This is a genomic window from Nocardioides maradonensis (assembly GCF_054777115.1).
This window is the reverse complement of record NZ_BAAHAZ010000009.1, coordinates 138,242-164,183: the sequence shown is the minus strand read 5'-3', so window position 1 is coordinate 164,183 and position 25,942 is coordinate 138,242. Positions and strand designations below refer to the sequence as shown.

The following is a 25,942-nucleotide window of genomic DNA, read 5'->3' as shown; positions in this document are numbered from 1 at the left end:
GCGGCTGCCTCGGCTGCGGGAGCGGGTGCGCGAGGACCTCGGGTCGGGGACTTTGGATTCGGCTGCCGCGTGCGCGGTGGCCGTGCGGGATGCTCGACCTGGGCTGCTTCCGGATCGGGAGCGACGTCTACGCCGCCGAGAATGGCTCCTTCGGCCTCACGACGCTCGAGCGTCGGCACGTACGACGGCGCGGCGGGGTGCTCGAGTTCGACCTCACCGGGAAGTCCGGGGTGGAGCACCACGTGGAGATCGACGACCCCGCGGTGGTGGAGGAGGTCGAGAGGATGCGCCGGCGCCGGGCGGCCGACCCCGGCGCTGCTTGCCTGGCGCGACGGCCGGACCTGGCAGTCACTCACACCGGTCGACGTCAACGACTACCTGCGGTCGGTGGTCGGTGCCGAGGCCAGCGCCAAGGACTTCCGCACGTGGCACGGCACCGTCCTCGCCGCGGCTGCGCTCGCCGAGGCGCCGGACGCGTCGTCGGGCAAGGTGGCCGCGCGGCGCGCGATCGCGGCCGCCATGCGGGAGGTGGCCGACTACCTCGGCAACACACCGGCACTGGCCCGATCGGCGTACGTCGATCCCCGGGTGGTCGACGCCTACGAGGAGGGCCGCACGATCCGGGCAGCCGTGCGTCGTCGCTTCGCCGGCCCCGACGAGCGGCAGGAGGCACTCGAACGCGCCACGTTGCGGCTGCTCGCGGGATGATCGGTGCGTGACCTGGGAGTTCGAGGCCGAACTGTGGCGCTGGAAGGCGCAGGAGAGCTGGTTCTTCGTGAGCCTGCCCTTCGACGTCGCCGACGAGATCTCCGACGTCGCTGCGCCCGGCAAGGGCTTCGGCAGCGTGCGGGTGGAGGTCGCCATCGGGCCGGTCACCTGGCGCACGTCCGTCTTCCCCAGCGCCGAGGAGAAGACCTACGTGCTGCCCGTGAAGAAGGCGGTGCGGGTGGCGAACGGGGTGGGGGAGGGGGACTCGTGCCGGGTGAGCTTGTCGTTGGTCGAGTAGCCGCGAGCGCCAGCTGCCTGGTCGTTGGTTGAGTAGCAGCGAGCGCCAGCGAGCGGCGTGTCGAAACCAACCCTTGCTTCCTTCGGGGTCGGTCGGTGGCGGCCGCACCGTAGCCGACCGGTCCCCGCCGTCAAGGACGCCTTCGGCGCCGCTACGCGGTCGCTTCGCGATCCTTGACTGCGGGTCCTTACCGGTCGGCTGGTACGGCGCGGAGTCGGCACGGGCTTCGCCCGCGCCGCCGCTTCGCGGCCGCCACCAAACATGCCCTGACCTGCGAAGATACTCGTGAAAACGCTCGATAATCTGTTCGATTCTTGGTATCATCGAGGTAGTTGATCAAGCTCTATCTCGGGAGTCTCGATGACCGTGGAACAGGTGCTCTGCCACCCGATCCTTGCCTGCGCACGAGACCTCGAGAAGGCCCTGAGCTCGGTCGCGGAGATGCCCGTCGACTACCTGCGCACCCGCGACAAGGAAGAAGTCCTCCTGACCCTCGCCCGGGTCAAGGCCGAGACCGCCGAGCTCGAGCTGCGGCTCCTCGCCAACGCATCGGATGTCGCCGAGGAGCACGCCGCCCGCGACGCCGGGACCTGGTACGCCCACGCCGCACGGGTGACCGCCCAGGCCGCGCGCGCCGACCTCCACCTCGCCGGAGATCTCGTCGCCCATCCGTTGACCGCGGCCGCGATGCGCACCGGCCAGGTGAACCCGGCGCAGGCGCGGGTGATCATCCGCGCGATCGACAAGCTCTCGGACGAGGTCGACGACCTCACCCGCACCCGAGCCGAGAAGCACCTCCTCAAGCTCGCCCAGACCTACGACCCTCCGCGACCTGCGGGTCCTCGGAACCAAGATCCTCGAAGTCGTCGCCCCCGACATCGCCGAGGCCGAGCTCGGCAAAGCACTCGAACGTGAGGAACAAGCAGTCCGCGACAAGTGCAGCGTGAAGCTCCAACGTCGTGGCGACGGCACCACGAAGATCACCGCCCTGGTCCCCGACTCGATCGCGGTCGACGCCGGTATGCGCCCCATCAGCGCAAGGCCATGTGTCTGCGGGACAAACGCTGCCGCGCGGAGGGCTGCTCGATTCCAGCGGCCTGGACTGAGGCGCACCATCTGAAGCCGTGGTCCGAAGGCGGCAGAACAGACCTCGCCGACGGCGTGCTGCTCTGCTCGCACCACCATCATCGGGCGCACGACACCCGGTACACGATGACCAAGCTGGCCTCGGGCGACGTCCGGTTCCACCGCAGGACGTGAGGGTCGGGCGCCTACGGGCTATGGGTCGGGTGACCCATAGTCGGTAGCGGCGCGACCACCACCGACCGGCCCCGAGAGCATGTCGCCGGGTCTCGTGATGGTTGCTGCGCAACCTCCTCGACCACCGTGGCGTTGGTTTCGATATGCCGCTCGCTGGCGCTCGCGGCTACTCAACCAACGACCGGCCCGAGAGGGGGCTCAGGCGAGGGAGGCGCCCAGCAGGGCGATGTGGGCGGGCAGGACCCGCCGCCAGTACTTGGAGTTGTGGGCACCCAGCGCGAACCCGCCGGCCGGCGCGGTCGTGAAGCCCTCGCGGTAGGCCTTGACGTTGGAGTAGAAGGGGTCGCTGTCGCCGCAGTCGATGCGGACCGGGATGCCGTCCAGCTGGGGCTGGCGGCCGAAGGGCGTGTTGGCGTCGAAGTCGGCCTCGTCGTCGAAGGAGCCGGGCGTGGTGACGTCGTACGACGGCCAGATCGCCGGGCTGAGCGCGCAGGCCGCAGCCACGCGGGCGGCGCCGAGCTGCATCGCGAAGTGGAGGGCGCCGAAGCCGCCCATCGACCAGCCGATGAACCCGATCCGCGAGGTGTCGAGCCCGCGCTTCGCCAGCAGCGGCAGGAGCTCGGAGACGACCATCGTGCCCGCCCGGTCGCCCGAGGCGCGGTCGTGCCAGTACGTCTCGCTGCCGTCGACGGTGGCGATGGCGAAGGGAGGTACGCCGGCGGCGACGCCCGCCGCGAGGAACCACGGAAGCGCCTCGTGGTCGCGCGACATGCCGTTGGTGTGGCTCTCGCCGCGGCCGTGCAGCGCCACGACCACGGGCAGCCGCCGGTCGGCCATGTGCGGCGGGTGGGCGATCGACCAGCCCACGTCGACGCCGCGGGCGGCCGAGGCGAACGAACCGCTCACCACCGGCCCGATCTCCACGTCGGGCACTGCGCCGGTCGCACCGTTGATCCCGAGGTGCTGGTAGACCCACGAGCGGCCGGGGAGCACCTCGGTCTGGATGCCGACCGCGGTGGCCGCCGTACCTGCCCCCAAAAAGGCGCCTCCCGCCGTCAACAGGGAACGGCGGGAGAGCGGCATGCCCGAAGGCTAGGTCAGAGAGCGCCCACGACGTAGTCGATCGACTTCGTGAGCTGCTCGACGTCGGACGGGTCGATCGCCGGGTACATGGCGATGCGCAGCTGGTTGCGACCGAGCTTGCGGTACGGCTCGGTGTCGACGATGCCGTTCGCGCGCAGCACCTTCGCGACCTGCGCCGCGTCGATGGAGTCGTCGAAGTCGATGGTGCCGATGACGAGGGAGCGGTGGCTCGGGTCAGTGACGTACGGCGTGGTGTACGACGTCCGCTCGGCCCAGCCGTACAGCGCGTTGGACGACTCCGTGGTCCGCTTGACCATGCCGGCCAGGTTGCCGTTGGCGTTCATCCAGTCCAGCTGCTCGGCCATCAGGAACAGCGTGCCGACCGACGGCGTGTTGTAGGTCTGGTTGAGCCGGCTGTTGTCGATCGCGGTCTTCAGGTCGAAGAACGGCGGGACGTACCGGTCGGAGGCGGCGATCCGCTCGGCGCGCTCGATCGCCGCCGGGCTGAACAGGCCGAACCAGATGCCGCCGTCGGAGGCGAAGCACTTCTGCGGCGCGAAGTAGTAGACGTCGGCCTCGGTGAGGTCGACCGGCAGGCCGCCGGCGCCCGACGTCGCGTCGATGAGGACCAGCGCGCCCTCGTTCGCACCGGCGGGCCGGACCACCGGCGCCATCACGGCGGTCGAGGTCTCGTTGTGCGCCCAGCCGTAGACGTCGACGCCGGCCTCGGCGACCGCGTCGGGCCGCGAGCCCGGGTCCGAGGAGATGACCGAGGGGGCGTCCAGCCACGGAGCGGCCTTGACGGAGCTCGCGAACTTCGACGAGAACTCACCGAAGGTGAGGTGCTGCGACTTCTTCTCGATCAGGCCGAACGCGGCGATGTCCCAGAACGCCGTGGCGCCACCGTTGCCGATGACGACCTCGTAGCCCTCGGGCAGGTCGAAGAGCGCGGCGAGGCCCTCGCGCACCCGGCCCACGGTGTTCTTCACCGGTGCCTGGCGGTGCGAGGTGCCCATCAGCCGGTCGCCGGTCGCGGCGAGCGCGTCGAGGTGGCTGGTCTGGATCTTGGACGGACCCGCACCGAACCGGCCGTCGACGGGCTTGAGCTCTGCAGGGATCTGGATCTCGGTCACGGGCCCAGTCTGACAGCCCGAAAATCGTTCCGGCGACCAGGTCTGAACGCCGGACGGGACGGGCATATCCTCGCCGACACCCCCTCTCTCCAGGAGAAGCCATGAGCAACCCGGGCCTCAGCAACCAGACCAGCGTCCGCACCACCTTCCGGATCCTCGGTCCGATCCTGGCGGTGGTCGGCCTCGTGGTGTGCATCAGCGGGTTCATCTCCTTCGCCCACTACGACGGAGACTCCGCCCCGCTCTCGCAGATGGGCATGTTCATGGGCGGTTTCGTCCTGTTCGCCGTCGGCATGGGCATGGCGCGGGCCGGCTTCCTGGGAGTCGGTCTCCGGTACGCCGCCGGCGAGGTCGCCCCGGTCGCCAAGGACGGCCTGGAGTTCCTGACGGCCGGCAAGGGTCTGGGCAACCTCGGCGTGGCCGCCGAGGGCCCGTTCTGCCGGGGTTGCGGCACCCGCAACGACGCCACCGCGAAGTTCTGCGACAACTGCGGCGCGACGCTTGCCTGAGCTCGAGCTGCGCGTCACCGGCTACGCGCACCCCGACGCGGTCATGCTCGTCGCGCGCGTCCAGCAGGAGTACGTCGACCGCTACGGATCACCCGACGAGAGCCGGGTGGACCCGACCGAGTTCGACCCGCCCGGCGGCCTCTTCCTGGTCGGGTACGCCGACGGCGTACCCGTCGCGACGGGAGCGTGGCGGGTCTCGGAGAACCGCGAGCTCGGCGGGTCGAGCGCGGTGGAGATCAAGCGCATGTACGTCATCCCCGAGGCGCGTCGTACCGGCTTCTCCCGGCAGGTCCTGGCTGCGCTCGAGCGCACCGCCGCCGCGGCCGGGCACGACGTGGCGGTGCTGAGCACCGGACCGCTGCAGCCCGAGGCGATCGCGCTCTACGAGGCCTGTGGCTACGTCGCGATCCCGGGCTTCGGGCACTACGCGGAGTACCCGACGCTGCGTGCGTTCGGCAAGCGTCTCTAGCTCTCGGCGCCGATGGTGACCGGGCGCCCGGCGAAGTAGCCCGCGGTCGCCTGCACCAGGCCGAGGCCGACCAGCAGCGCACACGGGAGCGACCAGCTGCCGCTCACGTCGTGCAGCATGCCGACGAGGAACGGGCCGCTCGCGGCCAGCAGGTAGCCCACGCTCTGCGCCATCGTCGACAGCGCGGCGGTGTCAGCGGCGGTGGCGGTGCGCAGCCCGAAGAAGGACAGCGTCACGGGGAACACCGCACCGCCCGCGCCGAGCAGCGCGGCCCACAGCCAGGCGCCCTCGGCAGGCGCGAGCCACATGCCGGCGAACCCCGCCGCCATGACCGCGGTCAGGGCCGCCACGAGGTGACCCTGGTGCCCGATCCGGCCCGCGACGGTGGGTGCGAGCATGAAGAACGGGACGCCGATGAGGATGCTCACGGCCAGCAGCAGGCCGGACTTCTGCTCGCTGAACCCGGCGGCGGCGTACATGCTCGGCAGCCAGCTCATCATCACGTAGGCATAGGTGGACTGCGTCGCGAACAGCACCGTGACCGCCCACGCGGTCGGGTTGCGCCACAGCGACGCTCCCCGCTCGGTGGAGCGCGTGTGGTCGCGACCGCGGCAGTACGGCGCCCACACGACCGCCGCCGCGACGGCGACGAGCGCCCACGCGCCGAGGCCGATCCGCCAGCTGCCGCCGGCGTCCGCGATCGGGACGGTGACGGCGGCGCCGAGCGCGGAGCCGATCGAGAGGACCCCGCTGTAGGCGCCGGTCATGACGCCGACGCGGTCGGGGAAGTGCTCCTTGACGACCGCCGGGATGAGGACGTTGGCCAGCGCGATGCCGGCACAGGCGACCAGGGTGCCGAGGATCAGCGCCGGCGTGCCGTCCAGGACGCGCAGGACCAGGCCGAGGGCGAGCACGACCAGCGAGATCTCCAGGCCGCGGTGGATCCCGAGCCGTCGGGTCACGCCGAGCGCGGTGGCGCCGACGACCGCGAAGCACAGCACGGGCAGGGAGGTGAGGACGCTCTGGGTGGCGGTCGAGACGCCCTGGTCGCCGAGGCGGTCCATGAGCGCGCCGACGCTCGTCACGGCGAGGCGGAGGTTGAGGGCGATCAGCAGCACGGCGGCCGTCATGCCGGCCCCGGCCCGGACGCGTGCGGATCCGCGGTCGGTCGGCGGGGCGGTTGGAGTCGACGTCGTCACGGCTCTAGGATGCCAGACATCGGATGATTGGATGAAATGGAGAGCCCGATGCCCCTTGCTCCTGCGGCCACGGCCTCGCTCGTCGACCAGGCGATTGACGGCATGCGCGGCCTGCTCGACAGCGGCGAGTGGGTCGTCGGCACTCGCATCCCGCCCGAGCCGGCGTTGGCCGCCGCCCTCGGGGTCAGTCGCAACACGGTCCGCGAGGCCGTCAAGGCGCTCGCCCATCTCGGCCTGCTGCAGGTACGTCGCGGCGACGGCACCTATGTCGTCGCCACCACCGAGGTGCAGGCCCTGATGCGGCGCCAGCTCGACCGGGTCGAGATCGCCCACCTGCTCGAGGTCCGGCACACGATCGAGGTCCGGGCGGCGGGGTTGGCCGCGCAGCGTCGTACCGACGCGGACCTGGCGGCGATGGACGAGATCCTCGCGCGGCGGACCCAGGTCACGGGCGCGGACTTCGTCCGGGTCGACATCGAGTTCCACGTGGCGGTCGTCGAGGCCGCCCACAACCCGCTGCTCAGCGAGCTCTACCAGGGCCTGGTCGACACGGTCGCCGCCAGCATCGACCCCGATGCGGGCGACGACCTCTTCGCCGAGCACGCGGCGGTCGCGGCCGCCATCCGGGCCGGCGACCCCGCGGCCGCCTCAGCGGCCGCGGGTCTGCTGCTCGACCACGTGTCCTACTGAGCCCCTACTGGGCCCAGGCGGCGTTCCAGCCCTCGACCGAGTCGGCGGGGCGGGTGGCGGGGCCGGTGTAGATCGCGGAGGGCCGGATCAGGCGACCCGTCTCCTTCTGCTCCAGGATGTGCGCCGACCAGCCACCGGTGCGGGCGCAGGTGAACATCGAGGTGAACATGTGCGCCGGGATGTCCGCGAAGTCCAGGACGATCGCGGCCCAGAACTCCACGTTGGTCTCCAGGACCCGGTCGGGCCGGCGCTCGCGCAGCTCGGCCAGCGCGGCCTGCTCGAGCGCCTCCGCGACCTCGTAGCGCTCGGCGCCGAGCTCGCGGGCGGTGCGACGCAGCACCCGGGCACGCGGGTCCTCGGCGCGGTAGACGCGGTGGCCGAAGCCCATCAGCCGCTCGCCGGAGTCGAGCAGGTTCTTCACGTACGCGCGGGCGTCGCCGGACTTCTCGACCTCCTCGATCATGCCGAGGACGCGGGACGGGGCGCCGCCGTGCAGCGGGCCCGACATCGCGCCGATCGCGCCGGAGAGCGCGGCCGCGACGTCGGCACCGGTCGAGGTGATGACACGGGCGGTGAAGGTCGAGGCGTTCATGCCGTGCTCGGCGGCCGAGGACCAGTAGGCGTCGATCGCGTGCGCGTGCTTCGGGTCGGCCTCGCCGCGCCAGCGGATGAGGAACTTCTCGGCCAGCGTCTGGCCCTTGTCGACCTCGCGCTGCGGCACGATCGGCTGGTGGATGTCGCGGGCCGACTGGCCGGCGTACGAGAGCACCATGACGGCCGCGCGGGCGAGGTCGGCGCGCGTCTCCTCGGCGGTCGAGTCGTAGGTCTGCTTGAAGCCGAACGCCGGCGCGAGCATGGCGATCGCGGACTGCAGGTCGACGCGGACGTCGCCGGTGTGCACGGGGAGGTTGAACGCCTCCGCGGGCGGGAGCCCGGGCGTGTAGCTGCCGTCGATGAGCAGGCCCCAGACGTTCTCGAACGGCACCCGGCCGACGAGGTCCTCGATGTCGACACCGCGGTAGCGCAGCGCCGAGCCTTCCTTGTCCGGCTCCGCGATCTGCGTCTCGAAGGCGACGACGCCTTCCAGTCCGTGGTGAACCTCGGTCATCGGGACTCCTTCGTCGGTGGACTAGGTCTGGTCCGCGGGCGAGTCGGTGCCGCCCCCGCAGCCTTCGGCATTCTGCCGCACCCGCCTACCGCGCAGTAGGCCGCGTCTACCTTGGGGGCATGGACGCATCCTCCGCTGCCCAGCACCTGGCGGCCCTGCGCACCGAGTACGGCGAGCGCGGGCTGTCCGAGCGGGACGCCGGCGACGATCCCTGGGCCCTGTGGCAGCGCTGGTACGGCGAGGCCGCCGTCGGCGGGATTCACGAGCCCAACGCGATGGTGCTGGCGACGGTCGACCCCGACGGCACCCCGTCCGCCCGGCTGGTGCTGCTCAAGGGGATCGCGCCCGAGCCGCCCGACGACGGGTTCACGCTGTTCACCAACACCACCTCGCGCAAGGGTCGCGCGCTGGCCGGCGATGACCGGTGCGCGCTGCTGTTCCCGTGGCACCCGCTGGAGCGGCAGATCCGGGTCGAGGGGCGCGCCGTACCGCTCAGCGAGGCCGAGGTGGCGGCGTACTTCGCCACGCGACCGCGCGGGGCGCAGCTCGGTGCCTGGGCGTCGCCGCAGTCCGAGGTGGTGGCGGGCCGCGAGGACCTGGAGCGTCGGCTCGCCGAGGCCGAGGAGCGCTTCGGGGAGGGCGAGGTCCCGGTGCCGGAGGGGTGGGGCGGCTACCGCGTGCGGCCCGAGGTCTTCGAGTTCTGGCAGGGCCGGCAGGGCCGGCTGCACGACCGGCTGCGCTACGTGCGCGCCGGCGCGGGCTGGACCAGGGACAGGCTTGCGCCCTGAAGCGACGGGTCGTACCTCGGCCCGTCCTTGTGGGTGAGCGCCCACACGGCGCCGACCGCGATCAGCACGAGCAGGATCAGCACCAGGACGACCTTCTGCGTCCGCTCGGGTGAGCGTTCGTGGCGGCGGCGGCGTACGCGCCGACCGGGCCGGTGCTCCAGCTGGCCCTCGGGGATGGCCCGGTCGAGCGGCTCGATGGACGGGACCTCCGCAGGCGCGCGCAGCGCGTCCATGAAGTCGTGCAGGAAGGTGGCGTCGTCGGTGGGGACGACCGGCTGCTCGCGGGTGTCGGTCAGGGGCTCCGGCTCGGGCAGGCGGGACCAGTCGATGGCCGGCACCTCGTCACTCGGACGGGTCGGGTCCTGGCCGTGGCGCCAGTCGATCGCCGGCACGTCCTGTGCCGGCGCGATGGCGGCGTGCCACTCGTGCTGGTCGAGGGGGTCCGCCAGCGGGTCCGCCGACGGCTCGGGCACGACCTCCGCGTCGGGTGCCTCGTCGCTGACGGCCGCGGCCGGCTCCTCGACGACGGGCGCGGGCGCGACCTCCTCGACGACCGGCGGCTGCTCGGGCTCCGTCGCCGGCGCGTCGACGGCCTCGGGAGCCGGCTGGTCCGGCTGATCCGGCTGGTCCGGCTCCGGCTGGGACGAGGCGGGCCAGCGGTCCACCGGGACCACCCGCAGCAGGGTGAAGAGCACCTTGGGGAGGGGGCGGGCGGCGGGGTCCTTCTGCAGGCCGCGCGCGATGGCCTCGCCCGCGAACGCGGGGAACCCGGGGTGCCGCGCGGGCACGGGCAGCGGGGTCCCGTCGCCCTCGAACGCGGGTGCGTCGCCGGCCAGCAGCAGGTGCGCCAGGGCGGCGTAGGCGTACGCGTCGGCGGCGGGGGAGGGCTCGCCACCCGCACGGATCTCGGGAGCCAGGAAGGTGTCGTCCGGCGTACCGTCCGCGCCGTCGCCCAGCGTCGCGGTGTCACCGTCGACGAGGACGTTGTCCGGGCTGATGCCGCCGTGTGCCTGACCGGAGGCGTGCAGCGGGAACACGGTGTCCGAGAGGGCGCCGAGGATGCCGAGCGCCCGGTCCGCGGGCAGCAGGCGCGGCCCCTCCGCATCCAGCAGAGCGCGCAACGAACCCAGCACCAGACCACGTCTCCTCAGGTGAGCCGACCTTCGAGATTGCGGCGCCGAGTCGCCATCGCTCCCATCGTTCCACGGTAAAGACGCGCCGTCAGACGACCCCTGATATTCACTTGTGAGTGAGTGCTCACTCATTTAGGGTGGCGAGCATGGCCCGTGCCGCCCCGATGTCACCCGACGAGCGCCGTGCTGCGCTCGTCGAGGCGACGGTGCCGCTGCTCAGCCTCCACGGACGCGCGGTGACCACCAAGCAGATCGCGGAGGCCGCCGGGGTCGCGGAGGGGACGATCTTCCGGGTCTTCGACTCCAAGGAGGAGCTGGTCGACGCGGCCATCGCCCGCGCCTTCGAGTCGGGGCACGTGGTCGAGCAGCTCGAGCGGATCCCGCGCGACCTGCCGCTGCACGACCGGGCGGTGCGGATGGTCACCGTGCTGCAGGACCGGTTCATCGAGATGTTCGCGCTCATGCACGCGATCGGGATGGTCGGGCCGCCGGACCAGACGGACGCGGCCGCGCACCAGAAACGCGTGCAGGCGAGCCTCGACGCGATGCTCGCCGTCGTCGAGCAGGACGCCGCCGTGCTCACGCTGCCGCCGATGCGGCTGGTCCACCTGCTCCGGATGCTCACCTTCTCCGGCAGCCACCCCAAGTTCTCCGGCGGGGAGATCCTCACGCCGGAGCAGATCGTCGACACGGTGCTGTACGGCGCCGTGACGAGGGAGGAAATCTGATGCTCCTGAGACTCATGCGCGAGCACCTGCGCCCCTACCGGGGCTGGCTCACCGCCATCGTGCTGCTGCAGTTCGGCTCCACCGCCGCGATGCTCTACCTGCCCAAGCTCAACGCCGACATCATCGACAAGGGCGTGGTGCGGGGCGACACGTCGTACGTCATCCAGAGCGGCGCCGTCATGCTCGCGATCTCGCTCGGTCAGGCGGTCTGCTCGATCAGCGCCGCCTGGTTCGGCTCGCACGTCGCGATGGCCTTCGGGCGCGACCTGCGCGCGGCGGTGTTCCACCGCGTCGGCCGCTTCTCCAGCCGCGAGGTGACCACGTTCGGTGCGCCGTCGCTGATCACGCGCGCGACCAACGACGTCCAGCAGGTCCAGATGCTCACGATGATGACCTGCACGATGGCGGTGCAGATCCCGATCATGATGATCGGCTCGATCTTCATGGCGATGCGCGTCGACTTCGGCATGTCCTGGCTGGTGGCCGCCGTCGTACCGACCCTGGCGGTGCTCGTCGGCATCGTGGTGAGCCGGATGGTGCCCTACTTCCGCAAGGTCCAGGAGCGCCTCGACGGCGTGAACAAGGTGCTGCGCGAGCAGATCACCGGCATCCGCGTGGTGCGGGCGTTCGTCCGTGAGCCGCTCGAGACGCGGCGCTTCGCGGAGGCCAACGACGCCCTCACCGACGTCTCGCTCAAGGCGGGGTCGTGGATGGCTGCGATGTTCCCCATCGTGATGCTGGTGGCCAACGGCGCGAGCGTCGCTCTGATCTGGTTCGGCGGCCACCGGATCGCCGCCGGCACCATGGAGCCGGGCGCGATGACCGCCTTCCTGTCCTACCTGATGCAGATCGTCATGTCGGTGATGATGAGCACCTTCATGCTGATGATGGTGCCGCGTTCGGCAGTGTGCGCCGACCGCATCGGTGGGGTGCTCGCCACCGACTCCTCCGTGGTGCCGGCGGCCCAGCCGGTCACGTCCGTGGACGTCTCCGGTCACCTCGACTTCGACCACGTCTCGCTGACCTACCCCGGTGCGGAGCAGCCGGTGCTGCGGCACGTCACCTTCTCCGCGCGACCCGGCCAGACGGTTGCCGTGATCGGCTCGACGGGCGCCGGCAAGACCACGCTGGTGAACCTGGTGCCGCGGCTCCTCGACGCCACCGACGGCCGGGTGCTCGTCGACGGCGTCGACGTGCGCGACCTCGACGAGGAGCTGCTCTGGTCGAAGCTGGGGCTGATCCCGCAGCGGGCCTTCCTGTTCTCCGGCACCGTCGCCTCGAACCTGCGGCACGGCAAGCCGGACGCGACCGACCAGGAGCTGTGGGAGGCGCTCGAGATCGCCCAGGGCGCCGACTTCGTGCGCGCGATGCCCGACCAGCTCGACGCGCCGATCGCCCAGGGCGGCACGAACGTGTCCGGCGGTCAGCGGCAGCGCCTCGCCATCGCCCGCGCGTTGGTACGCCGCCCCGAGATCTACCTCTTCGACGACGCGTTCTCGGCGCTCGACCTGGCCACCGACGCCCGGCTCCGCGCCGCGCTCAAGCCGGAGACCCGCGACTCCACCGTGGTGATCGTGGCCCAGCGGATCGCGACCATCCGTGACGCCGACCTGATCCTCGTCCTCGACGACGGCGAGGTCGTGGGGCGCGGCACCCACGACGAGCTGATGGCGAGCAGCCCGACGTACCAGGAGATCGCGGCGAGCCAGGGGATCGGCGACGACGAGGTGGCGGCATGAGCGGGGCGAAGCAGAACCAGATGAAGACGACCGAACGGGTCGTCGCGGGTCCCGGCCCCGGCCGGGGGCCGATGGGCGGCGGGATGGTCGGCCAGAAGGCCGACAACTTCAAGGCCTCCGCCAAGCGGCTGCTCCGCGAGCTCGCCCCGGAGCGGGGGATGCTGTACGGCGTACTCCTGCTCGCCATCGGGTCGACCGTCCTGATGGCCTTCGGCCCGCGGCTGCTGGGCCACGCCACGGACAAGGTGTTCGCGGGCTTCATCGGCACGCAGCCGGGCCTGTCGCACTTCGCGACCAAGGACCAGGCGATCGCGGCGGCCGAGGCCTCGGGCAACAGCTCCTTCGCCGACATGCTCCGCGGCATGGACGTGATCCCGGGCGTCGGCATCGACTTCGCCGCCGTCGGGCACATCCTCCTGCTCGTCCTGGCGGTGTACGTCGTCGGCTCGGTGCTCGCCTGGGGCCAGGGCTTCCTGGTCAACCGGATCGTGCAGCGCTCGATCCGCCGGATGCGCTCCGACGTCGAGGACAAGGTCAACCGGCTGCCGCTGGCCTACTTCGACCGACAGCCGCGCGGTGAGCTGCTGAGCCGGATCACCAACGACATCGACAACCTCGCGCAGAGCATGCAGCAGACCATGAGCCAGCTGCTGTCCTCGCTGCTGTCGGTGGTCGCGGTGCTGTCGATGATGATCTGGATCAGCTGGGTGCTGGCGCTGATCGCACTGGTGACGGTGCCGATCTCGATGTTCGTGACCGCGCGGATCATGAAGCGCTCGCAGTCGCAGTTCATCAACCAGTGGCGGCAGACCGGCAAGCTCAACGCCCAGATCGAGGAGGCCATCTCCGGGCACGCCCTGGTGTCGGTCTTCGGCCGCCGGGCCGAGGTCGAGGCGACCTTCGCCGAGCACAACGGCTCGCTCTACGAGTCCGCGTGGCGCGCGCAGTTCGTCAGCGGCCTGATCATGCCGGTGATGATGCTGGTCGGGAACCTGAACTACGTCGTGATCGCCGTTGTCGGTGGTCTCCGGGTCGCGCACGGGTCGCTGTCACTGGGCGACGTGCAGGCGTTCATCCAGTACTCCCGCCAGTTCACCCAACCGCTCACCCAGATCGCGTCGATGGCGAACCTGCTGCAGTCCGGGGTCGCCTCGGCCGAGCGGGTCTACGAGCTGCTGGACGCCGAGGAGCAGACGCCGGATACCGTCGTGGCCGGCGCGAGCGGGCTGAACGGCAGCACGCGTGGCCGGGTCGCGTTCGAGGACGTGTCCTTCTCCTACGACCCCGCCAAGCCCCTCATCGAGGACCTCTCGCTGGTGGCCGAGCCCGGGCAGATGGTCGCGATCGTCGGCCCGACCGGTGCCGGCAAGACCACGCTGGTCAACCTGATCATGCGGTTCTACGAGCTCGACTCCGGCCGGATCACCCTGGACGGCGTCGACATCACCGCGATGAGCCGGGCGGACCTGCGCAGCCGGATCGGCATGGTGCTGCAGGACACCTGGCTGTTCGAGGGCACCATCCGCGACAACATCCGCTACGGCCGCCCCGACGCCACGGAGGAGGAGATCCTGGCTGCCGCCAGGGCGACGTACGTCGACCGCTTCGTGCACTCCCTGCCCGACGGCTACGACACGATGCTCGAGGACGACGGCGCGAACCTGTCGGCGGGGGAGCGGCAGCTGCTGACGATCGCCCGGGCGTTCCTCGCGCAGCCGGCGCTGCTCATCCTGGACGAGGCGACCTCGTCGGTCGACACCCGCACCGAGCTGCTGCTGCAGCACGCGATGGCGGTGCTGCGGACCGATCGCACCTCGTTCGTCATCGCCCACCGGCTCTCCACCATCCGTGACGCCGACCTGATCCTGGTGATGGAGGACGGGCGGATCGTGGAGCAGGGGTCGCACGCGGAGCTGCTGGCCGCGGACGGGCCGTTCGCGCGACTGCACGCGGCGCAGTTCGCGGCTGCGGTGGCCTGAGCGACGGGGTGCAGGAATCACCGGTCGACCGGTGATTCCTGCACCGGGCGGGCGTTGCAACACCCATCAAGTGCAGGAACTGCCCGTCCCGCGGGGCAGATGTGGTTCGCGCCACGTTGGTTGCGGATAGCAACTATTTGAGATAAGGTTGCTGCCATCAACCAATCTTTGAACGAGGCGAAGCAGATGTCCCACCCCGAGTCCGCGGCGGTCGAGTCCAGCGGCCAGATGACCCACCGCGAGGTGCTGGAGGCCATGAGCGGCCTCCTCATCGCGATGTTCGTCGCGATCCTGTCCAGCACCGTCGTCACCAACGCCCTGCCGCGGATCGTCAACGACCTGCACGGTACCCAGACCGGCTACACCTGGGTCCTGGTCGCGACGATGCTCGCGATGACGGCGACCACGCCGATCTGGGGCAAGCTCGCCGACCTGTTCCCGAAGAAGCTGCTCATGCAGCTGTCCCTCGTGGTCTACCTCGGCGGCTCCGCGCTGGCCGGTCTCGCTCCCTCGATGGGGTGGCTGATCGGGGCGCGCGTCATCACCGGCCTCGGCGTGGGCGGCGTGCTCGCCCTGATCCAGATCATCATCGCCTCGCTGGTGTCCCCGCGGGAGCGTGGTCGCTACTCCGGCTACATCGGAGCCTCCTTCGGCCTCGCCACCCTGATCGGCCCCCTCGTCGGCGGCGTGATCGTCGACAGCCCGCTGGGCTGGCGGGGCTGCTTCTACGTGAGCCTCCCGTTCGCGATCCTCGCCTTCGTGGTGCTCCAACTGAAGCTGCACCTGCCGACCGTCAAGCGCGAGGTCAAGGTCGACTACGCCGGCTCGGTCCTGCTCATGGGCGGCGTCAGCGTCGTCCTGATCTGGGTCTCCCTCGCCGGTACGGCGGGCTACTTCGGCTGGTGGTCCGGGACGACCGCACTCATGCTCGGTGGCGCCGCCGTCCTGCTCGCCGCGGCGCTGTACGTCGAGGCCCGGGTCGCCGCCGAGCCGATCATCCCGCTGCGGCTGTTCAAGGACCGCACGATCACGCTGGCCGTCGTCGCGTCGATCCTCGTCGGCGTGGCGATGCTGACCGGGACGACGTACCTCTCGGAGTACTTCCAGAACGCCCGGGGCATGTCGCCCACCGCCGCCGGATTGATGTCGCTGTCGATGGTGATGGGCCTGATGATCGTGAGCATCCTGTCGGGTCGCGTCATCAGCGCCACCGGGCGCTGGAAGGCCTGGCTCGTCGGTGGCATGGTCGCCGTCGTCATCGGCGCGGCCCTGCTCGCCACGATCGACCACGCCACCCCGATGTGGGTGATCGGGCTGTTCATGTTCGTGTTCGGCGCGGGCCTCGGTGCGACCCAGCAGAACCTGATCCTCGCCGTCCAGAACAACGTCGACCAGGCCAACATCGGCGCGGGCAGCTCGCTCGTCACCTTCTTCCGGACCCTCGGGGGCGCGGTCGGTGTCAGCGCGTTCGGTGCGGTCCTGTCCCACCGGGTCGGCGACCAGGTGCAGACCGGGGTCGCCCAGCTGATCGCCGGTGGGCAGGTCACGCCCGCCCAGGCATCGGCGCTCGCGGGCGGAGACGTCCCGGCGGTCGGCGCGCTGCCGGCGCCGCTGCGGAGCCTCTTCGAGGCGGCCTTCGGTGACGCCACCGGCCACATCTTCCTGTTCACCGTGCCGTGCGCGGTGCTGGCGCTGGTCGCGGTCCTCTTCATCAAGGAGAAGAGCCTGCGCACCACCCTCGACACGCTCGAGGAGCCGGAGACCGCGCTCGACCTCGCGGCCGAGCTCGAGGTCGCCGAGCTCGCCCGGCGCTGAGTGGCCGGTCAGTGGGCGGTGAGCGAGCGATGAGCGACGAGACCCGCGAGGCGGCGGTCGGCCGGGTGCAGGAGGAGGTGCGTGCCGTGGTGCACCGCGCCAAGCGGGTCATCGGCACGCGGGCTCACGCCGTGCACCCGGCGCTGCAGGGGGCGTCGTACCTGCTGCTCGGGTGGCTGGCCGGCCGCGAGGCCCTGCGCGCCTCGGCCATCGTGGAGGCGCTCGGCAGCGACAAGGGCGCGCTGAGCCGGCAGCTCCAGCACCTGGAGGACCTCGGCCTCGTCGAGCGGACCCCCGACCCGTGCGACGGGCGCGCGACGCTGGTGAGCGTGACCGCCGCGGCACGGCTCCGGCTCGCCGAGGTCGACGACCGCGAGGCGCGCGGGCTGTGCGACCGGCTGGCCGAGTGGAGCGTCGATGACCTCGACGACCTCGCCGACCGGCTCGCCCGCTACAACCAGGCACTCGCCGAGGTCACCGAGAATCCCGTTGTGAGCGCGCCCGGTACGACCTACCGTTGACGCACACGGGAAAGGAGGTGATCCGAGGAATGAGTTCCCATCGGACGCGTGAGGTGGCTGCGCGCTAAGCAGCCCAGCAGTTCGGCTGCTGGCGAAACCACCGCAGTCACCCGACCCGCAGGCGCCCCGGATCGTCCTCCGGCCAGGTCTCATGGACCACGCCTGCGGGTCGTCCGCATTTCGCGGAGGCGCTACGGTTCGAGGCGATGAACAAGCGGGACGAGGCGCTGGGGGCGCTCGAGAGTGAGATCGGCGCATTGCTCGGGAGGGCGCGCCGGGTCGTGGCGGAGCGCGCCCGGATGCTGCACCCGGACCTGCAGGCCGGCTCCTACCTGATCCTCGGCTACGTGCGGTCCAACGGCCCGGTCCGCGCGACCGACATCGGTGAGGTCTTCGCCATCGACAAGGGCTCGATCAGCCGGCACGTCCAGCAGCTCATCGACCTCGACCTGGTCGCGCGCCAGCCCGACCCGCAGGACGGCCGGGCCATCCTGCTGACCGCGACCGAGCACGGCCGCACCCAGCTCGACCAGGTCGCCGCCGTACGCCGCGACCAGTTCTCCGAGAAGATGCAGGACTGGTCCACCGAGGACCTCACCGGGCTGGCCTCGGCGCTGGCGCGCTACAACGCAGCCCTCAGCGACTGGTGATCGCGGGCTGATCGGCGGACAGTTCGCCCTCGCCGCTACCCGCGGGGGAGAATGTCCGGGTGAGCGACCTGATCGACACCACCGAGATGTACCTCCGCACCATCTACGAGCTCATCGAGGAGGGCATCGTCCCGCTGCGCGCCCGGATCGCCGAGCGGCTGCACCAGAGCGGGCCGACGGTGTCGCAGACGGTCGCCCGGATGGAGCGCGATGGGCTGCTCACCGTCGAGGGCGACCGGCACCTGGAGCTCACCGAGGAGGGCCGCCACCTCGCGGTCCGCGTCATGCGCAAGCACCGCCTCGCGGAGCGGCTGCTCACCGACGTGATCGGCCTGGACTGGGAGCTGGTCCACGAGGAGGCGTGCCGCTGGGAGCACGTCATGTCGGAGAACGTCGAGCGCCGGCTCCTCGAGCTGCTCGGCAACCCCGTGGAGTCGCCGTACGGCAACCCGATCCCGGGCCTGGCCGAGCTCGGCCAGGACAAGGTCGCCGAGAGCTTCATGGCCGACGTCGTCCCGCTGTCCAAGGCCGCCGGCGCCGACACCGCCCGCGCCCTCGTCCGGCGCATCTCCGAGGAGATGCAGAAGGACGAGGCGCTGATGAGCGCCATGCGCCGGGTCGGGGCGCTGCCCGACAAGACGATCACCATCCAGGCCACCCAGGACGGTGTGCTGGTCGGGGCGGGCGGGGAGACCGCGGAGATCTTCCCCGAGGCCGCCGACCACATCTTCGTCAAGGTGCTCTGAATGGCGCGAGCGCGTCGCCGCTGATCGGCGCCTTGCTCGGTTTGCGTCCCTCGGCTCCTCCGGTCGCTGGCGCTCCCTCCGTCGACTCGTGCCGCGCACCTCGCAACCGGCGCCGGCGGCGCCGCGCTGCCGCGCGCGCAGTTGCCCTCCGTAGGTCCCGCCTTGGCATGGCGGCAAGCCTTCGGCCGCTTCGGGCGGGTCACTCCTTCACGATCGTGATGCCGGTCAGGGTCGGGACGATGACCCGGTCGCCGGAGAGGGCGGGTGTGGCGAAGCGGCTGGTTGCTCCGACCGACACGCGACCGCGGGAACGGCCGGTGGCGGGGTCGAGCGCGTGCAGCACGCCGCCGGAGGGGTCGAGGGACCAGACACGGCCGCCGCCGACGACGGGCGAGCCGATGATCGAGGACGCCGCCCGCCACCGCACGTGCAGGTGGCCGGTGCTGTCCACGCGCAGGGCGCGCAGGCCGTCGACGCACGGCAGGTAGACGGTGGAGCCGCTGACCGCCGTACCTCCGAAGGACGGGGCGACGGACAGCGACGACACCTGGCCGCCGATGCCGCCGAGGCGGTCCTGGCGCAGGACGTAGACCCGGTCCGACTTGCCGCCCTGGACCAGCCACGTCGTGCCGACCAGGGCCGGTCCGATCGAGCCGAGGTCCACGTCGCCCGCGTTGTCCTGCGCCCAGCCGCGCGGCGCGAAGAACCCGAGCAGGCGTGCCGAGGTGTCGAGCTTGAGGATCGAGTCGCTGTGGTCGTACGGGTCGCCGGGGCCTGCCGCGCCGTTGCCGACCGCGGCGAGCAGGTGGCCGCGGGAGTCGACGGCCGGGCCGGACGTCTGCCACATCCCGCCCTCGCGGGTCGTCGGCACCGTGTAGCGGACGGCGGTGCCCCGCCCGTCCAGGGGTACGCCGACCAGGCGGCCCCGGTAGCCCGCGCAGTCACCCGCGAGCCCGCCGAAGGGCACCCACACCCGCCCGCCCGCGACCGTCAGCGCGCCCCGCTGCTGCATCGCGCGCGTCTCCACGCCGGGGTAGTCGACGCCGCGCCGCCAGTTGACGGCACCCGAACCGACGTCCAGCGAGACCAGGGTGTGCCGCACCCCGCCGGTGCTGGTGGGGGTCTCGGTGACGACGTACGCCGCTCCGGTGCCCGGGCTGTAGACGGGCGATCCGGTGATGCCGAGCGGGTCGATGTTGCCGCAGGGCAGCTGGGAGGTGCGGACCGGCGTACCGAGGTGCCGGCGCCAGAGCACGCGGCCGCCGGGCGCCATGCCGTAGACGGAGTCGTTCTCGGTGGCGGCGACGACCACGCCCTCGGCGACGATCGGCGATCCGTACACGGCCCCGTCCAGCCGGCGGCGCACGACCACGGTCAGCGGACCGGCCGGCGGCATCGTGGTCGAGACCCCGCGGTGGGCGCCGCCGCCGTGGTAGCCCCACCACGCCGTCACGGGGGCCGCGCGGCCAGGTGAGGGCGCGGGCGCGGCGGGGCTCGGTGACCCCGTCCCGGCGCAGGCCGCGAGCGCGAGCGTGGTGGCGAGCAGGGCGTTTCCGAGGGAGCGGAGGGCCATGCCTCAGGCTATGCCCGATCCGCCCCGCATCAAGCGGGCAGAAGGTCCTGGTTCTCGCTGCGCAGCCCGGCCAGCAGCGGCAGCCACTCGCTGGTCCCGGTGTCGAGGCGGACGGTCGCCTGGTCGTCGCCGCGGGTGGCGCCGCGGTTGACGATCACGACCGGTACGCCGAGCCGCGCCGCCCGGCGTACGAAACGGAGACCGCTCATCACCGTCAGGCTCGACCCGGCGACGAGCAGCGCGCCGTCCTGCGGCGTGAGCGCGTCGACCGCCGCGTAGCAGCGTGCCACCCGGGGCTTCGGGACGTTCTCGCCGAAGAACACCACGTCGGGCTTCAGCGCTCCGCCGCACACCTCGCAGGCGGGTACGACGAAGCCGTCGGTCTCCTCGAGCGCGACATCGCCGTCGGGCCGGACGGCGACATCGGTGTGCCGCTCCGCCCAGCCCGGGTTGGCGTCGGTGAGCCGCTGCTGCAGCTCGGCGCGCGGCGTGACCCGACCGCAGCCCAGGCAGATCACGTCCGCGATCCGACCGTGCAGCGCGACCAGCCGCGGGGTGCCGGCGCGCTCGTGCAGGCCGTCCACGTTCTGGGTGATGACGAGGTCGGGGCCGAGCCGGGCGACCGCACGGTGCCCGGCGTTCGGCTCCGCGTGCCGCATCCGGGACCAGCCGAGGTGGCTGCGCGCCCAGTACCGCTGCTGCGCCTGCGGGCCGGACACGAACTCCTGGTAGGTCATCGGCATCCGCGCCGGCGCGTCCGGGCCGCGGTAGTCCGGGATGCCGGAGTCGGTGCTGAGACCGGCACCGGTGAGCACGACGAGGCGGCGGTCGGCCAGGAGGTCGAGCGCGGCATCCACGACGGCGAGTCTAGGTCGACTCATCGGAGGAGCGGAACGAAGACGTAGCGGCCGTGTGCCTCGACCTCATAGCCCTCGTCGGTGCGGGTGACCCGCCGCATCTCGCCGGCGACCGGGACCACCATCACGCCGTCCGGGGCGAGCTGGTCGACGAGGTCGTCGGGGAGGGTGGGCGCGTCGGCCGACACCAGGATCCGGTCGTACGGCGCTGCCTCGGGCCAGCCCAGCACGCCGGGCCGGGCCCGGTGGACGACCACCCGCGGCTCGCTCGCGAGGCGGGCGCGGCAGGAATCCGCCAGCTCGGGCACCAGCTCCACACCCACCACGGTGCCGTCGGGCGCCACCAGCCGGGCCAGCAGGGCCGTGGTCCAGCCGGAGCCGGCGCCGACGTCGAGCACGCGGTCACCGGGACGGGCGTCGAGCAGCTCGAGCATGGCGCGCACGGTGCTGGGCTGGCTGTTCGTCGCGCCGTACCCGATCGGCAGCGGAGCGTCGCGTCCGGCGTACCGCTGCTGCTCGGGCGGGAGGAACCGGACGCGCGGCACGGCCACGAGGGCGGCCGCGACCCGGTCGGACATCAGCCGTAGCGCAACCGCGCGCGCTCTCGGGCCTTCTCCGCCTCGACCTCGCGGTTCTTCGGCGGGGCCGTGGTGACCAGGTCCTCGAGGAGGTGCTGGGTGATGTGCGCGATCTCGGCCACGGCGCGGTCGAAGACCTCCTGGTTGGCCTGGCTCGGCTTGGTCGTGCCGCTGACCTTGCGCACGAACTGCAGCGCGGCGGCGGTGACCTCGTCGGACGTGGCCGGGGGCTCGAAGTTGTTCAGCGGCCTGATGTTGCGGCACATGCTCCCAGGGTAGGTCGAGGTCTCGATACGCGCTCGCTCGTTCCTCGCGGGCGCTACTCGACCGACGACTACGGCGTCAGCGAGAGGAAGCGGGCGCCGTTCCCGGTGACCAGCACGACCCGCCCGTCGCCGAGGGGTACGGCGCGCACCTGGGCCACGTCGGCGCCGTACTCCACCTGGGTGAGGTGCTTGATCAGCTTGCCGTCGCGCACGGCGACCGAGGCCAGGTAGCCGATCCGGGTGCCCGACCACCGCTCGAGGACGGTGAGGGCGGTGCGGGACTGCTGCACCCAGGTGAAGGCGCGCGGGTCCTGCGCGGCGAGAGGATCGGTGCGGCGGAACCGGATGGCGTCGATCCGGGTCAGGTGGCGCAGGTGCTCGGTGTCGAACAGGCCGATCTGGGTGTTGCCGCCGGGGCCTGTGCCGACGCCGATCATCCGGCGCGCGCCGAGCGGGTGCAGGTAGCTGGAGTAGCCGGGGATCCGCAGCTTGCTGAGCAGGGCCGGGTGCGCGGGGTGGGACAGGTCGACGGCGTACATCGGGTCGACCTGGCGGTAGGTCACCAGGACCGCGAGGTCGTCGAACCAGCGCACCGCCTTGATGTCCTCGTTGTGCCCGAGGTGGTCGATCCGGCCCAGCGGCACCAGGTCCTGGCCGAGCTTGTGCAGGGTGAGGATCGAGTTGAACGGCCCGGTCTCGGAGGTGGGGGAGACGGCGACCCGGAGCACGCCGCGGACCTCGTCCATCGCCCACCGGTCGTCGATGCGTCCCTCGACCTCGCCGGACGCGACGTGGACCGCGCGGTCGCCGTTGAGGGCGAAGTCGAAGACGTAGCTGGTGCCGCCGGTGGTGAGCCCGCGGGCCTTGTAGCCGGCGCTGTAGGCGCAGTCCACGAGCGGACCGCACTCGGGGAAGTACGACGACGGGCTGGCCACCAGGTAGAGGTTGTCCGTCGACTCGTAGGCGATGTCGGTGGCGCCGGCCAGGCCGATCGCGTTGACGTCGGTCGGGGTGCTCGCGTCGAAGCCGACGACACCGACGGTGTCGAGACCGACCTTGGGGTTCGGGATCGCGATGCTCGTGCAGTCGACGAGCTGCTTCGGGGTGGCGCCGTTCGCGGCGATCGTCGGGATCCAGTCGCCGATCGTCGACTTCCGCACGATGGCGCGGTTGCGGCGGAGCGCCTCCGGGTAGCTCAGCCCCCTGTGCGGCTGGACGAAGCCGAGCTGCGGCAGGCCCGTGTCGAGGACCAGCCGGATCGAGGTGCCGTGCTGGCGGGCCGAGTCGAGAGCGGCCGAGTAGGCGATGTCGTCGGTCTGCTTCGGGTTGTGCGGGTCCGAGATGTCGACGGTCAGGACGCGCGTGGTGTCGGCCGGGCGCTGGGCGTCGGCGTCGCCGCCGAGGACCACGAGGGTGTGCCCGGCCAGCAGCAGCTCCGGGTTGTCGACCGAGTCGACGGGCATCGAGGAGAGCCGGGTGACCCGGTGGCTCGCGACGTCGTACAGCCACAGCTCGTCGTCGTGGACCTGGGCCAGGATCCTCCCGTCGGTCTTGACGGTGTCGGGCTCGTCGACGCCGTCCTCCTGGACGTTGGTGCCGGTCGCGCTGCTGTTCTGCCGGATCGTCTTGGCGGCGGAGTCGAAGGTGCCGTTCTGGGCGCGGAGGCTGGCCTCGAGCGGCATGGAGCCATGACCCAGACCAGGGAGAGGCAGGTCGCCGTCGACCGGCACGGGTCCGCGGATGTAGTCGTAGTACTGGTACGGCGGCTGCCACCCGTACGCCCCGACCAGCTTCAGGCCGCGCTGCACGTAGCTGGCGAGCAGCGCGTCGCAGGACGCAGCGGGCTTGAGGTCGGCCTGGAACGCCGCGGGCGCGGGCTGGCCCGCCCCGCCGGAGTGCGTCCCGAGACCCCCGCCGCCGACGTTCGCCCCCACCACGAACGCGGCGGCGAGGCCGGTGAGGGCGCCGGCCGCGACCAGCGGCCGGCCGGCGAGGCGGCGCCGGCGCGCGCGTCGTACGTCGGCAGCGGCGGCGTCGTCGGCCGCCTGCTGCTGCAGCTCGGCGCGGCGGGCCGCGCGCAGGATCGCGTCGGTCGGCGCGGGGCCGACGGGGAGGTCGTCCCAGAGGTTCTCGAGATCGGTCATGGCGGTGCCTTCACTAGGCCTTGAAGGAGAGGAGGTGGTCGTCGGCGGCGAGCTGGGTCAGCGCGCGCGAGAGCCGGCTCTTGACGGTGCCGGCGGGGATGCCCAGGGCCTGGGCGGTCTGGGCCTCGGAGAGCTCGACGAAGTAGCGCAGCACCACCACGTCGCGGGCCGGCTTGGTCAGCCCGGCCAGGGCCCGGTGGACCGCGTCGGCGGTGGCGACGGCCTCGGTGCGGTCGGGTGCGGGCACGTCGAGGCGTTCGGTCGCGACGTCGCGCCGGTCCTTCCACCACCGGCTGCGGCGCTGGTCGCGCAGGCAGTTGAGCAGCATCCGGTAGACGTAGGCGTCCCGGTTGTCGGCGGCGCTCACCCGGTCCCAGGCCCCGTAGCAGCGCACGAGCGTCTGCTGGGCGAGCTCCTCGGCCTCGTGCACGCCGGCGCCGAGGAAGACGGCCGCGCGCACGAGCGTCGGCCAGGCCTTCTCGACGTACGCCGTGTAGGCCGCCTCGTCCTCGATCTCCATGGGTCGCCGGTGCTCCTGTTCGCCGTGCCTTCCACCCCTACGACGGAGCGACCCCGGACCGCGGTTCCGTCGTCACCGAGGAAGTGCCACGATTCTTCCCATGGCTGCTGCCGCTGACCGCGCTTCGCGGTCCTACGACGTCGTCCTGTTCGGTGCCACCGGGTTCACCGGCGGCCTCACCGCCGACTACCTCGCGGCCCACGCCCCCGAGGGGCTGCGCTGGGCGCTGGCCGGCCGGTCGAAGGCCAAGCTGGAGTCCGTGCGCGAGCGGCTCACCGGGATCGACCCGCCGCTCGCCGACCTGCCGCTGCTGGTCGTGGACGCCTCCGACGAGGCGGGCCTCGCCGAGGTCGCGGCGCAGACCAAGGTGATCGCCACGACCGTCGGGCCGTACCTGCAGCACGGTGGCCCGCTGGTCGCGGCGTGCGCGGCGGCCGGTACCGACTACGTCGACCTCACCGGTGAGCCCGAGTTCGTCGACAAGATGTACGTCGCCCACCACGCGACCGCCGAGAAGACCGGTGCCCGCATCGTGCACGCGTGCGGCTTCGACTCGATCCCGCACGACCTCGGTGCCTACTTCACGATCCGGGCGCTGGAGGACGCGACCGGCGGCCCGATCGTCGACCCGGTGCGGATGCGCGGCGTGGTGCGGGCGGGTGCGGGCTTCTCCGGCGGCACCTTCCACTCGGCGATGACCGCGTTCTCGCGGGCCAAGCAGATGCGCGACGCGCTCCAGGCCCGGCGCCGGATCGAGGGGCGGCCGGAGGGCCGCCGCTCGCGCGCGATCGCCGGCAAGCCCGGTCGCGACGGCGTGCTCGGCTACTGGCTGCTGCCGATGCCGACCATCGACCCGTTCGTGATCGCGCGCAGCGGGGCCGCGCTGCCGGCGTACGGACCGGACTTCGGCTACTCGCACTTCGCCGGCACCAAGACGCTGCACTACGCCGCCGGCGGCGCGGCCGGGGTGAGCGCGCTGGCCGTCGCGGCCCAGGTGCCGCCGGTGCGGGAGTTCCTCAAGCGGCGGGTGCCGCAGGGCAGCGGGCCGAGCGACGCCCGTCGCGAGAAGTCGTGGTTCACCGTCGACTTCGTGGCCTCCACGCAGCCCGCGTCCGGCGAGCCGGTCACGGTCCGGACGCGCGTCTCGGGAGGCGACCCCGGCTACACCGAGACCGCCAAGATGATCGCGGAGTCAGCGCTCTGCCTGGCGCTCGACGACCTCCCGGAGACCGCCGGCCAGGTGACGACGGCGGCCGCGATGGGGGACGCGCTCCTCGCTCGGCTCATCGACGCTGGGATCACCTTCGAGGTGCGCTGAGCGTCCGTACGACGCGCCGGAGGGGCGCGCGAGGGCCTTCGATGTGGCTACCGTGAGAGTCGGAGCATGACCCCGAGAGGGGTTCGAGCGTTGCTCCGGTAAGTGGTTGTCTCCATCTCGGGAAGGCAGA

27 protein-coding genes and 1 pseudogene are annotated in these 25,942 nt (G+C 71.9%); 17 read left to right on the top strand and 11 right to left on the bottom strand.

The window, feature by feature from the left end; all coding sequences use genetic code 11:
• Positions 1–89 precede the first annotated feature (89 nt).
• The 5 genes and pseudogenes from ACYVAQ_RS12865 to ACYVAQ_RS12845 all read left to right on the top strand — a co-directional run.
• Positions 90–215 (top strand): annotated as a pseudogene (locus tag ACYVAQ_RS12865) (DNA topoisomerase IB); the annotation flags it as partial.
• A 172-nt stretch (positions 216–387) separates the two neighbouring features.
• On the top strand, positions 388–708 hold the full coding sequence (locus ACYVAQ_RS12860) for a hypothetical protein (protein WP_460790090.1): 321 nt from the start codon (positions 388–390) through the stop codon (positions 706–708).
• 7 nt (positions 709–715) lie between these two features.
• Complete coding sequence (locus ACYVAQ_RS12855; RefSeq protein ID WP_460790216.1) at positions 716–1,006, top strand: DUF1905 domain-containing protein; 291 nt, start codon at positions 716–718, stop codon at positions 1,004–1,006.
• Positions 1,007–1,366: 360 nt separating this feature from the next.
• The gene (locus tag ACYVAQ_RS12850; RefSeq protein WP_460790088.1) at positions 1,367–1,921 is read left to right on the top strand and encodes a DUF222 domain-containing protein; all 555 of its coding nucleotides are present in this window, start codon (positions 1,367–1,369) and stop codon (positions 1,919–1,921) included.
• Between the two features lie 129 nt (positions 1,922–2,050).
• Entirely contained in the window at positions 2,051–2,266 is a 216-nt protein-coding gene (locus tag ACYVAQ_RS12845; protein WP_460790084.1) for an HNH endonuclease signature motif containing protein, read from the top strand.
• 198 nt (positions 2,267–2,464) lie between these two features.
• On the opposite strand, the gene ACYVAQ_RS12840 is transcribed toward ACYVAQ_RS12845, so the two are convergent.
• Both ACYVAQ_RS12840 and serC read right to left on the bottom strand, forming a co-directional pair.
• The gene (locus ACYVAQ_RS12840; protein WP_460790082.1) at positions 2,465–3,349 is read right to left on the bottom strand and encodes an alpha/beta hydrolase; all 885 of its coding nucleotides are present in this window, start codon (positions 3,347–3,349) and stop codon (positions 2,465–2,467) included.
• 14 nt (positions 3,350–3,363) lie between these two features.
• Complete coding sequence (gene serC, locus ACYVAQ_RS12835) at positions 3,364–4,482, bottom strand: phosphoserine transaminase (protein ID WP_460790080.1); 1,119 nt, start codon at positions 4,480–4,482, stop codon at positions 3,364–3,366.
• A 101-nt stretch (positions 4,483–4,583) separates the two neighbouring features.
• Here serC and ACYVAQ_RS12830 point away from each other — a divergent pair, with 101 nt between their 5' ends.
• Positions 4,584–4,991 carry a zinc ribbon domain-containing protein gene (locus ACYVAQ_RS12830; protein ID WP_460790078.1) on the top strand — a complete coding sequence of 136 codons (408 nt, stop codon included), beginning with the start codon at positions 4,584–4,586 and terminating at the stop codon, positions 4,989–4,991.
• Positions 4,984–5,460: a GNAT family N-acetyltransferase gene (locus ACYVAQ_RS12825; RefSeq protein ID WP_460790076.1), complete on the top strand. Its 477-nt coding sequence runs from the start codon at positions 4,984–4,986 to the stop codon at positions 5,458–5,460. The genes ACYVAQ_RS12830 and ACYVAQ_RS12825 overlap by 8 nt, the downstream gene beginning before the upstream one ends.
• On the opposite strand, the gene ACYVAQ_RS12820 is transcribed toward ACYVAQ_RS12825, so the two are convergent.
• Positions 5,457–6,659: an MFS transporter gene (locus ACYVAQ_RS12820; RefSeq protein ID WP_460790073.1), complete on the bottom strand. Its 1,203-nt coding sequence runs from the start codon at positions 6,657–6,659 to the stop codon at positions 5,457–5,459. The two genes, ACYVAQ_RS12825 and ACYVAQ_RS12820, sit on opposite strands and share 4 nt — an antisense overlap.
• Before the next feature lie 48 nt (positions 6,660–6,707).
• Here ACYVAQ_RS12820 and ACYVAQ_RS12815 point away from each other — a divergent pair, with 48 nt between their 5' ends.
• Entirely contained in the window at positions 6,708–7,349 is a 642-nt protein-coding gene (locus tag ACYVAQ_RS12815; RefSeq protein WP_460790071.1) for a FadR/GntR family transcriptional regulator, read from the top strand.
• 4 nt (positions 7,350–7,353) lie between these two features.
• On the opposite strand, the gene ACYVAQ_RS12810 is transcribed toward ACYVAQ_RS12815, so the two are convergent.
• Positions 7,354–8,457, bottom strand: a complete 1,104-nt coding sequence (locus ACYVAQ_RS12810; protein ID WP_460790068.1) for a citrate synthase 2 — start codon at positions 8,455–8,457, stop codon at positions 7,354–7,356.
• A 119-nt stretch (positions 8,458–8,576) separates the two neighbouring features.
• Here ACYVAQ_RS12810 and pdxH point away from each other — a divergent pair, with 119 nt between their 5' ends.
• Positions 8,577–9,245: a pyridoxamine 5'-phosphate oxidase gene (pdxH, locus tag ACYVAQ_RS12805; RefSeq protein WP_460790066.1), complete on the top strand. Its 669-nt coding sequence runs from the start codon at positions 8,577–8,579 to the stop codon at positions 9,243–9,245.
• On the opposite strand, the gene ACYVAQ_RS12800 is transcribed toward pdxH, so the two are convergent.
• A complete protein-coding gene (locus ACYVAQ_RS12800; protein ID WP_460790064.1) occupies positions 9,197–10,378 on the bottom strand; it encodes a serine/threonine-protein kinase in 1,182 nt (393 codons plus the stop codon). The genes pdxH and ACYVAQ_RS12800 overlap by 49 nt on opposite strands.
• Positions 10,379–10,524: 146 nt before the next feature.
• Here ACYVAQ_RS12800 and ACYVAQ_RS12795 point away from each other — a divergent pair, with 146 nt between their 5' ends.
• From ACYVAQ_RS12795 to ACYVAQ_RS12765, 7 genes are all read left to right on the top strand, one after another.
• Positions 10,525–11,106, top strand: a complete 582-nt coding sequence (locus tag ACYVAQ_RS12795; RefSeq protein WP_460790062.1) for a TetR/AcrR family transcriptional regulator — start codon at positions 10,525–10,527, stop codon at positions 11,104–11,106.
• Positions 11,106–12,845, top strand: a complete 1,740-nt coding sequence (locus tag ACYVAQ_RS12790) for an ABC transporter ATP-binding protein (protein WP_460790060.1) — start codon at positions 11,106–11,108, stop codon at positions 12,843–12,845. The genes ACYVAQ_RS12795 and ACYVAQ_RS12790 overlap by 1 nt, the downstream gene beginning before the upstream one ends.
• Entirely contained in the window at positions 12,842–14,824 is a 1,983-nt protein-coding gene (locus ACYVAQ_RS12785) for an ABC transporter ATP-binding protein (RefSeq protein WP_460790058.1), read from the top strand. Before ACYVAQ_RS12790 ends, ACYVAQ_RS12785 begins: the two co-directional genes overlap by 4 nt.
• 186 nt (positions 14,825–15,010) lie before the next feature.
• Positions 15,011–16,639, top strand: a complete 1,629-nt coding sequence (locus ACYVAQ_RS12780) for an MDR family MFS transporter (protein ID WP_460790056.1) — start codon at positions 15,011–15,013, stop codon at positions 16,637–16,639.
• 29 nt (positions 16,640–16,668) lie between these two features.
• Complete coding sequence (locus ACYVAQ_RS12775) at positions 16,669–17,160, top strand: MarR family winged helix-turn-helix transcriptional regulator (protein WP_460790054.1); 492 nt, start codon at positions 16,669–16,671, stop codon at positions 17,158–17,160.
• Positions 17,161–17,366: 206 nt separating this feature from the next.
• Positions 17,367–17,810 (top strand): MarR family winged helix-turn-helix transcriptional regulator, encoded by a 444-nt coding sequence (locus tag ACYVAQ_RS12770; RefSeq protein WP_460790051.1) that lies wholly within the window; start codon positions 17,367–17,369, stop codon positions 17,808–17,810.
• A 59-nt stretch (positions 17,811–17,869) separates the two neighbouring features.
• On the top strand, positions 17,870–18,556 hold the full coding sequence (locus ACYVAQ_RS12765; RefSeq protein WP_460790049.1) for a metal-dependent transcriptional regulator: 687 nt from the start codon (positions 17,870–17,872) through the stop codon (positions 18,554–18,556).
• Positions 18,557–18,755: 199 nt separating this feature from the next.
• Here the strand turns inward: ACYVAQ_RS12765 and ACYVAQ_RS12760 are convergent, their stop codons facing one another.
• From ACYVAQ_RS12760 to ACYVAQ_RS12735, 6 genes are all read right to left on the bottom strand, one after another.
• On the bottom strand, positions 18,756–20,129 hold the full coding sequence (locus tag ACYVAQ_RS12760; RefSeq protein WP_460790046.1) for an outer membrane protein assembly factor BamB family protein: 1,374 nt from the start codon (positions 20,127–20,129) through the stop codon (positions 18,756–18,758).
• A 29-nt stretch (positions 20,130–20,158) separates the two neighbouring features.
• Positions 20,159–20,986 carry a Sir2 family NAD-dependent protein deacetylase gene (locus tag ACYVAQ_RS12755; RefSeq protein WP_460790043.1) on the bottom strand — a complete coding sequence of 276 codons (828 nt, stop codon included), beginning with the start codon at positions 20,984–20,986 and terminating at the stop codon, positions 20,159–20,161.
• Between the two features lie 20 nt (positions 20,987–21,006).
• Positions 21,007–21,564: a protein-L-isoaspartate O-methyltransferase family protein gene (locus ACYVAQ_RS12750; RefSeq protein ID WP_460790041.1), complete on the bottom strand. Its 558-nt coding sequence runs from the start codon at positions 21,562–21,564 to the stop codon at positions 21,007–21,009.
• On the bottom strand, positions 21,564–21,830 hold the full coding sequence (locus tag ACYVAQ_RS12745) for a DUF2277 domain-containing protein (protein WP_460790039.1): 267 nt from the start codon (positions 21,828–21,830) through the stop codon (positions 21,564–21,566). The genes ACYVAQ_RS12750 and ACYVAQ_RS12745 overlap by 1 nt, the downstream gene beginning before the upstream one ends.
• A 68-nt stretch (positions 21,831–21,898) precedes the next feature.
• Complete coding sequence (locus tag ACYVAQ_RS12740) at positions 21,899–23,974, bottom strand: beta-propeller domain-containing protein (RefSeq protein ID WP_460790037.1); 2,076 nt, start codon at positions 23,972–23,974, stop codon at positions 21,899–21,901.
• Between the two features lie 13 nt (positions 23,975–23,987).
• Positions 23,988–24,494, bottom strand: coding sequence for a SigE family RNA polymerase sigma factor (locus ACYVAQ_RS12735; RefSeq protein WP_460790035.1), 507 nt, complete (start codon positions 24,492–24,494; stop codon positions 23,988–23,990).
• Positions 24,495–24,594: 100 nt separating this feature from the next.
• On the opposite strand from ACYVAQ_RS12735, the gene ACYVAQ_RS12730 reads away from it, so the two are divergent.
• Positions 24,595–25,812, top strand: coding sequence for a saccharopine dehydrogenase family protein (locus ACYVAQ_RS12730; protein ID WP_460790033.1), 1,218 nt, complete (start codon positions 24,595–24,597; stop codon positions 25,810–25,812).
• Positions 25,813–25,942 lie beyond the last annotated feature (130 nt).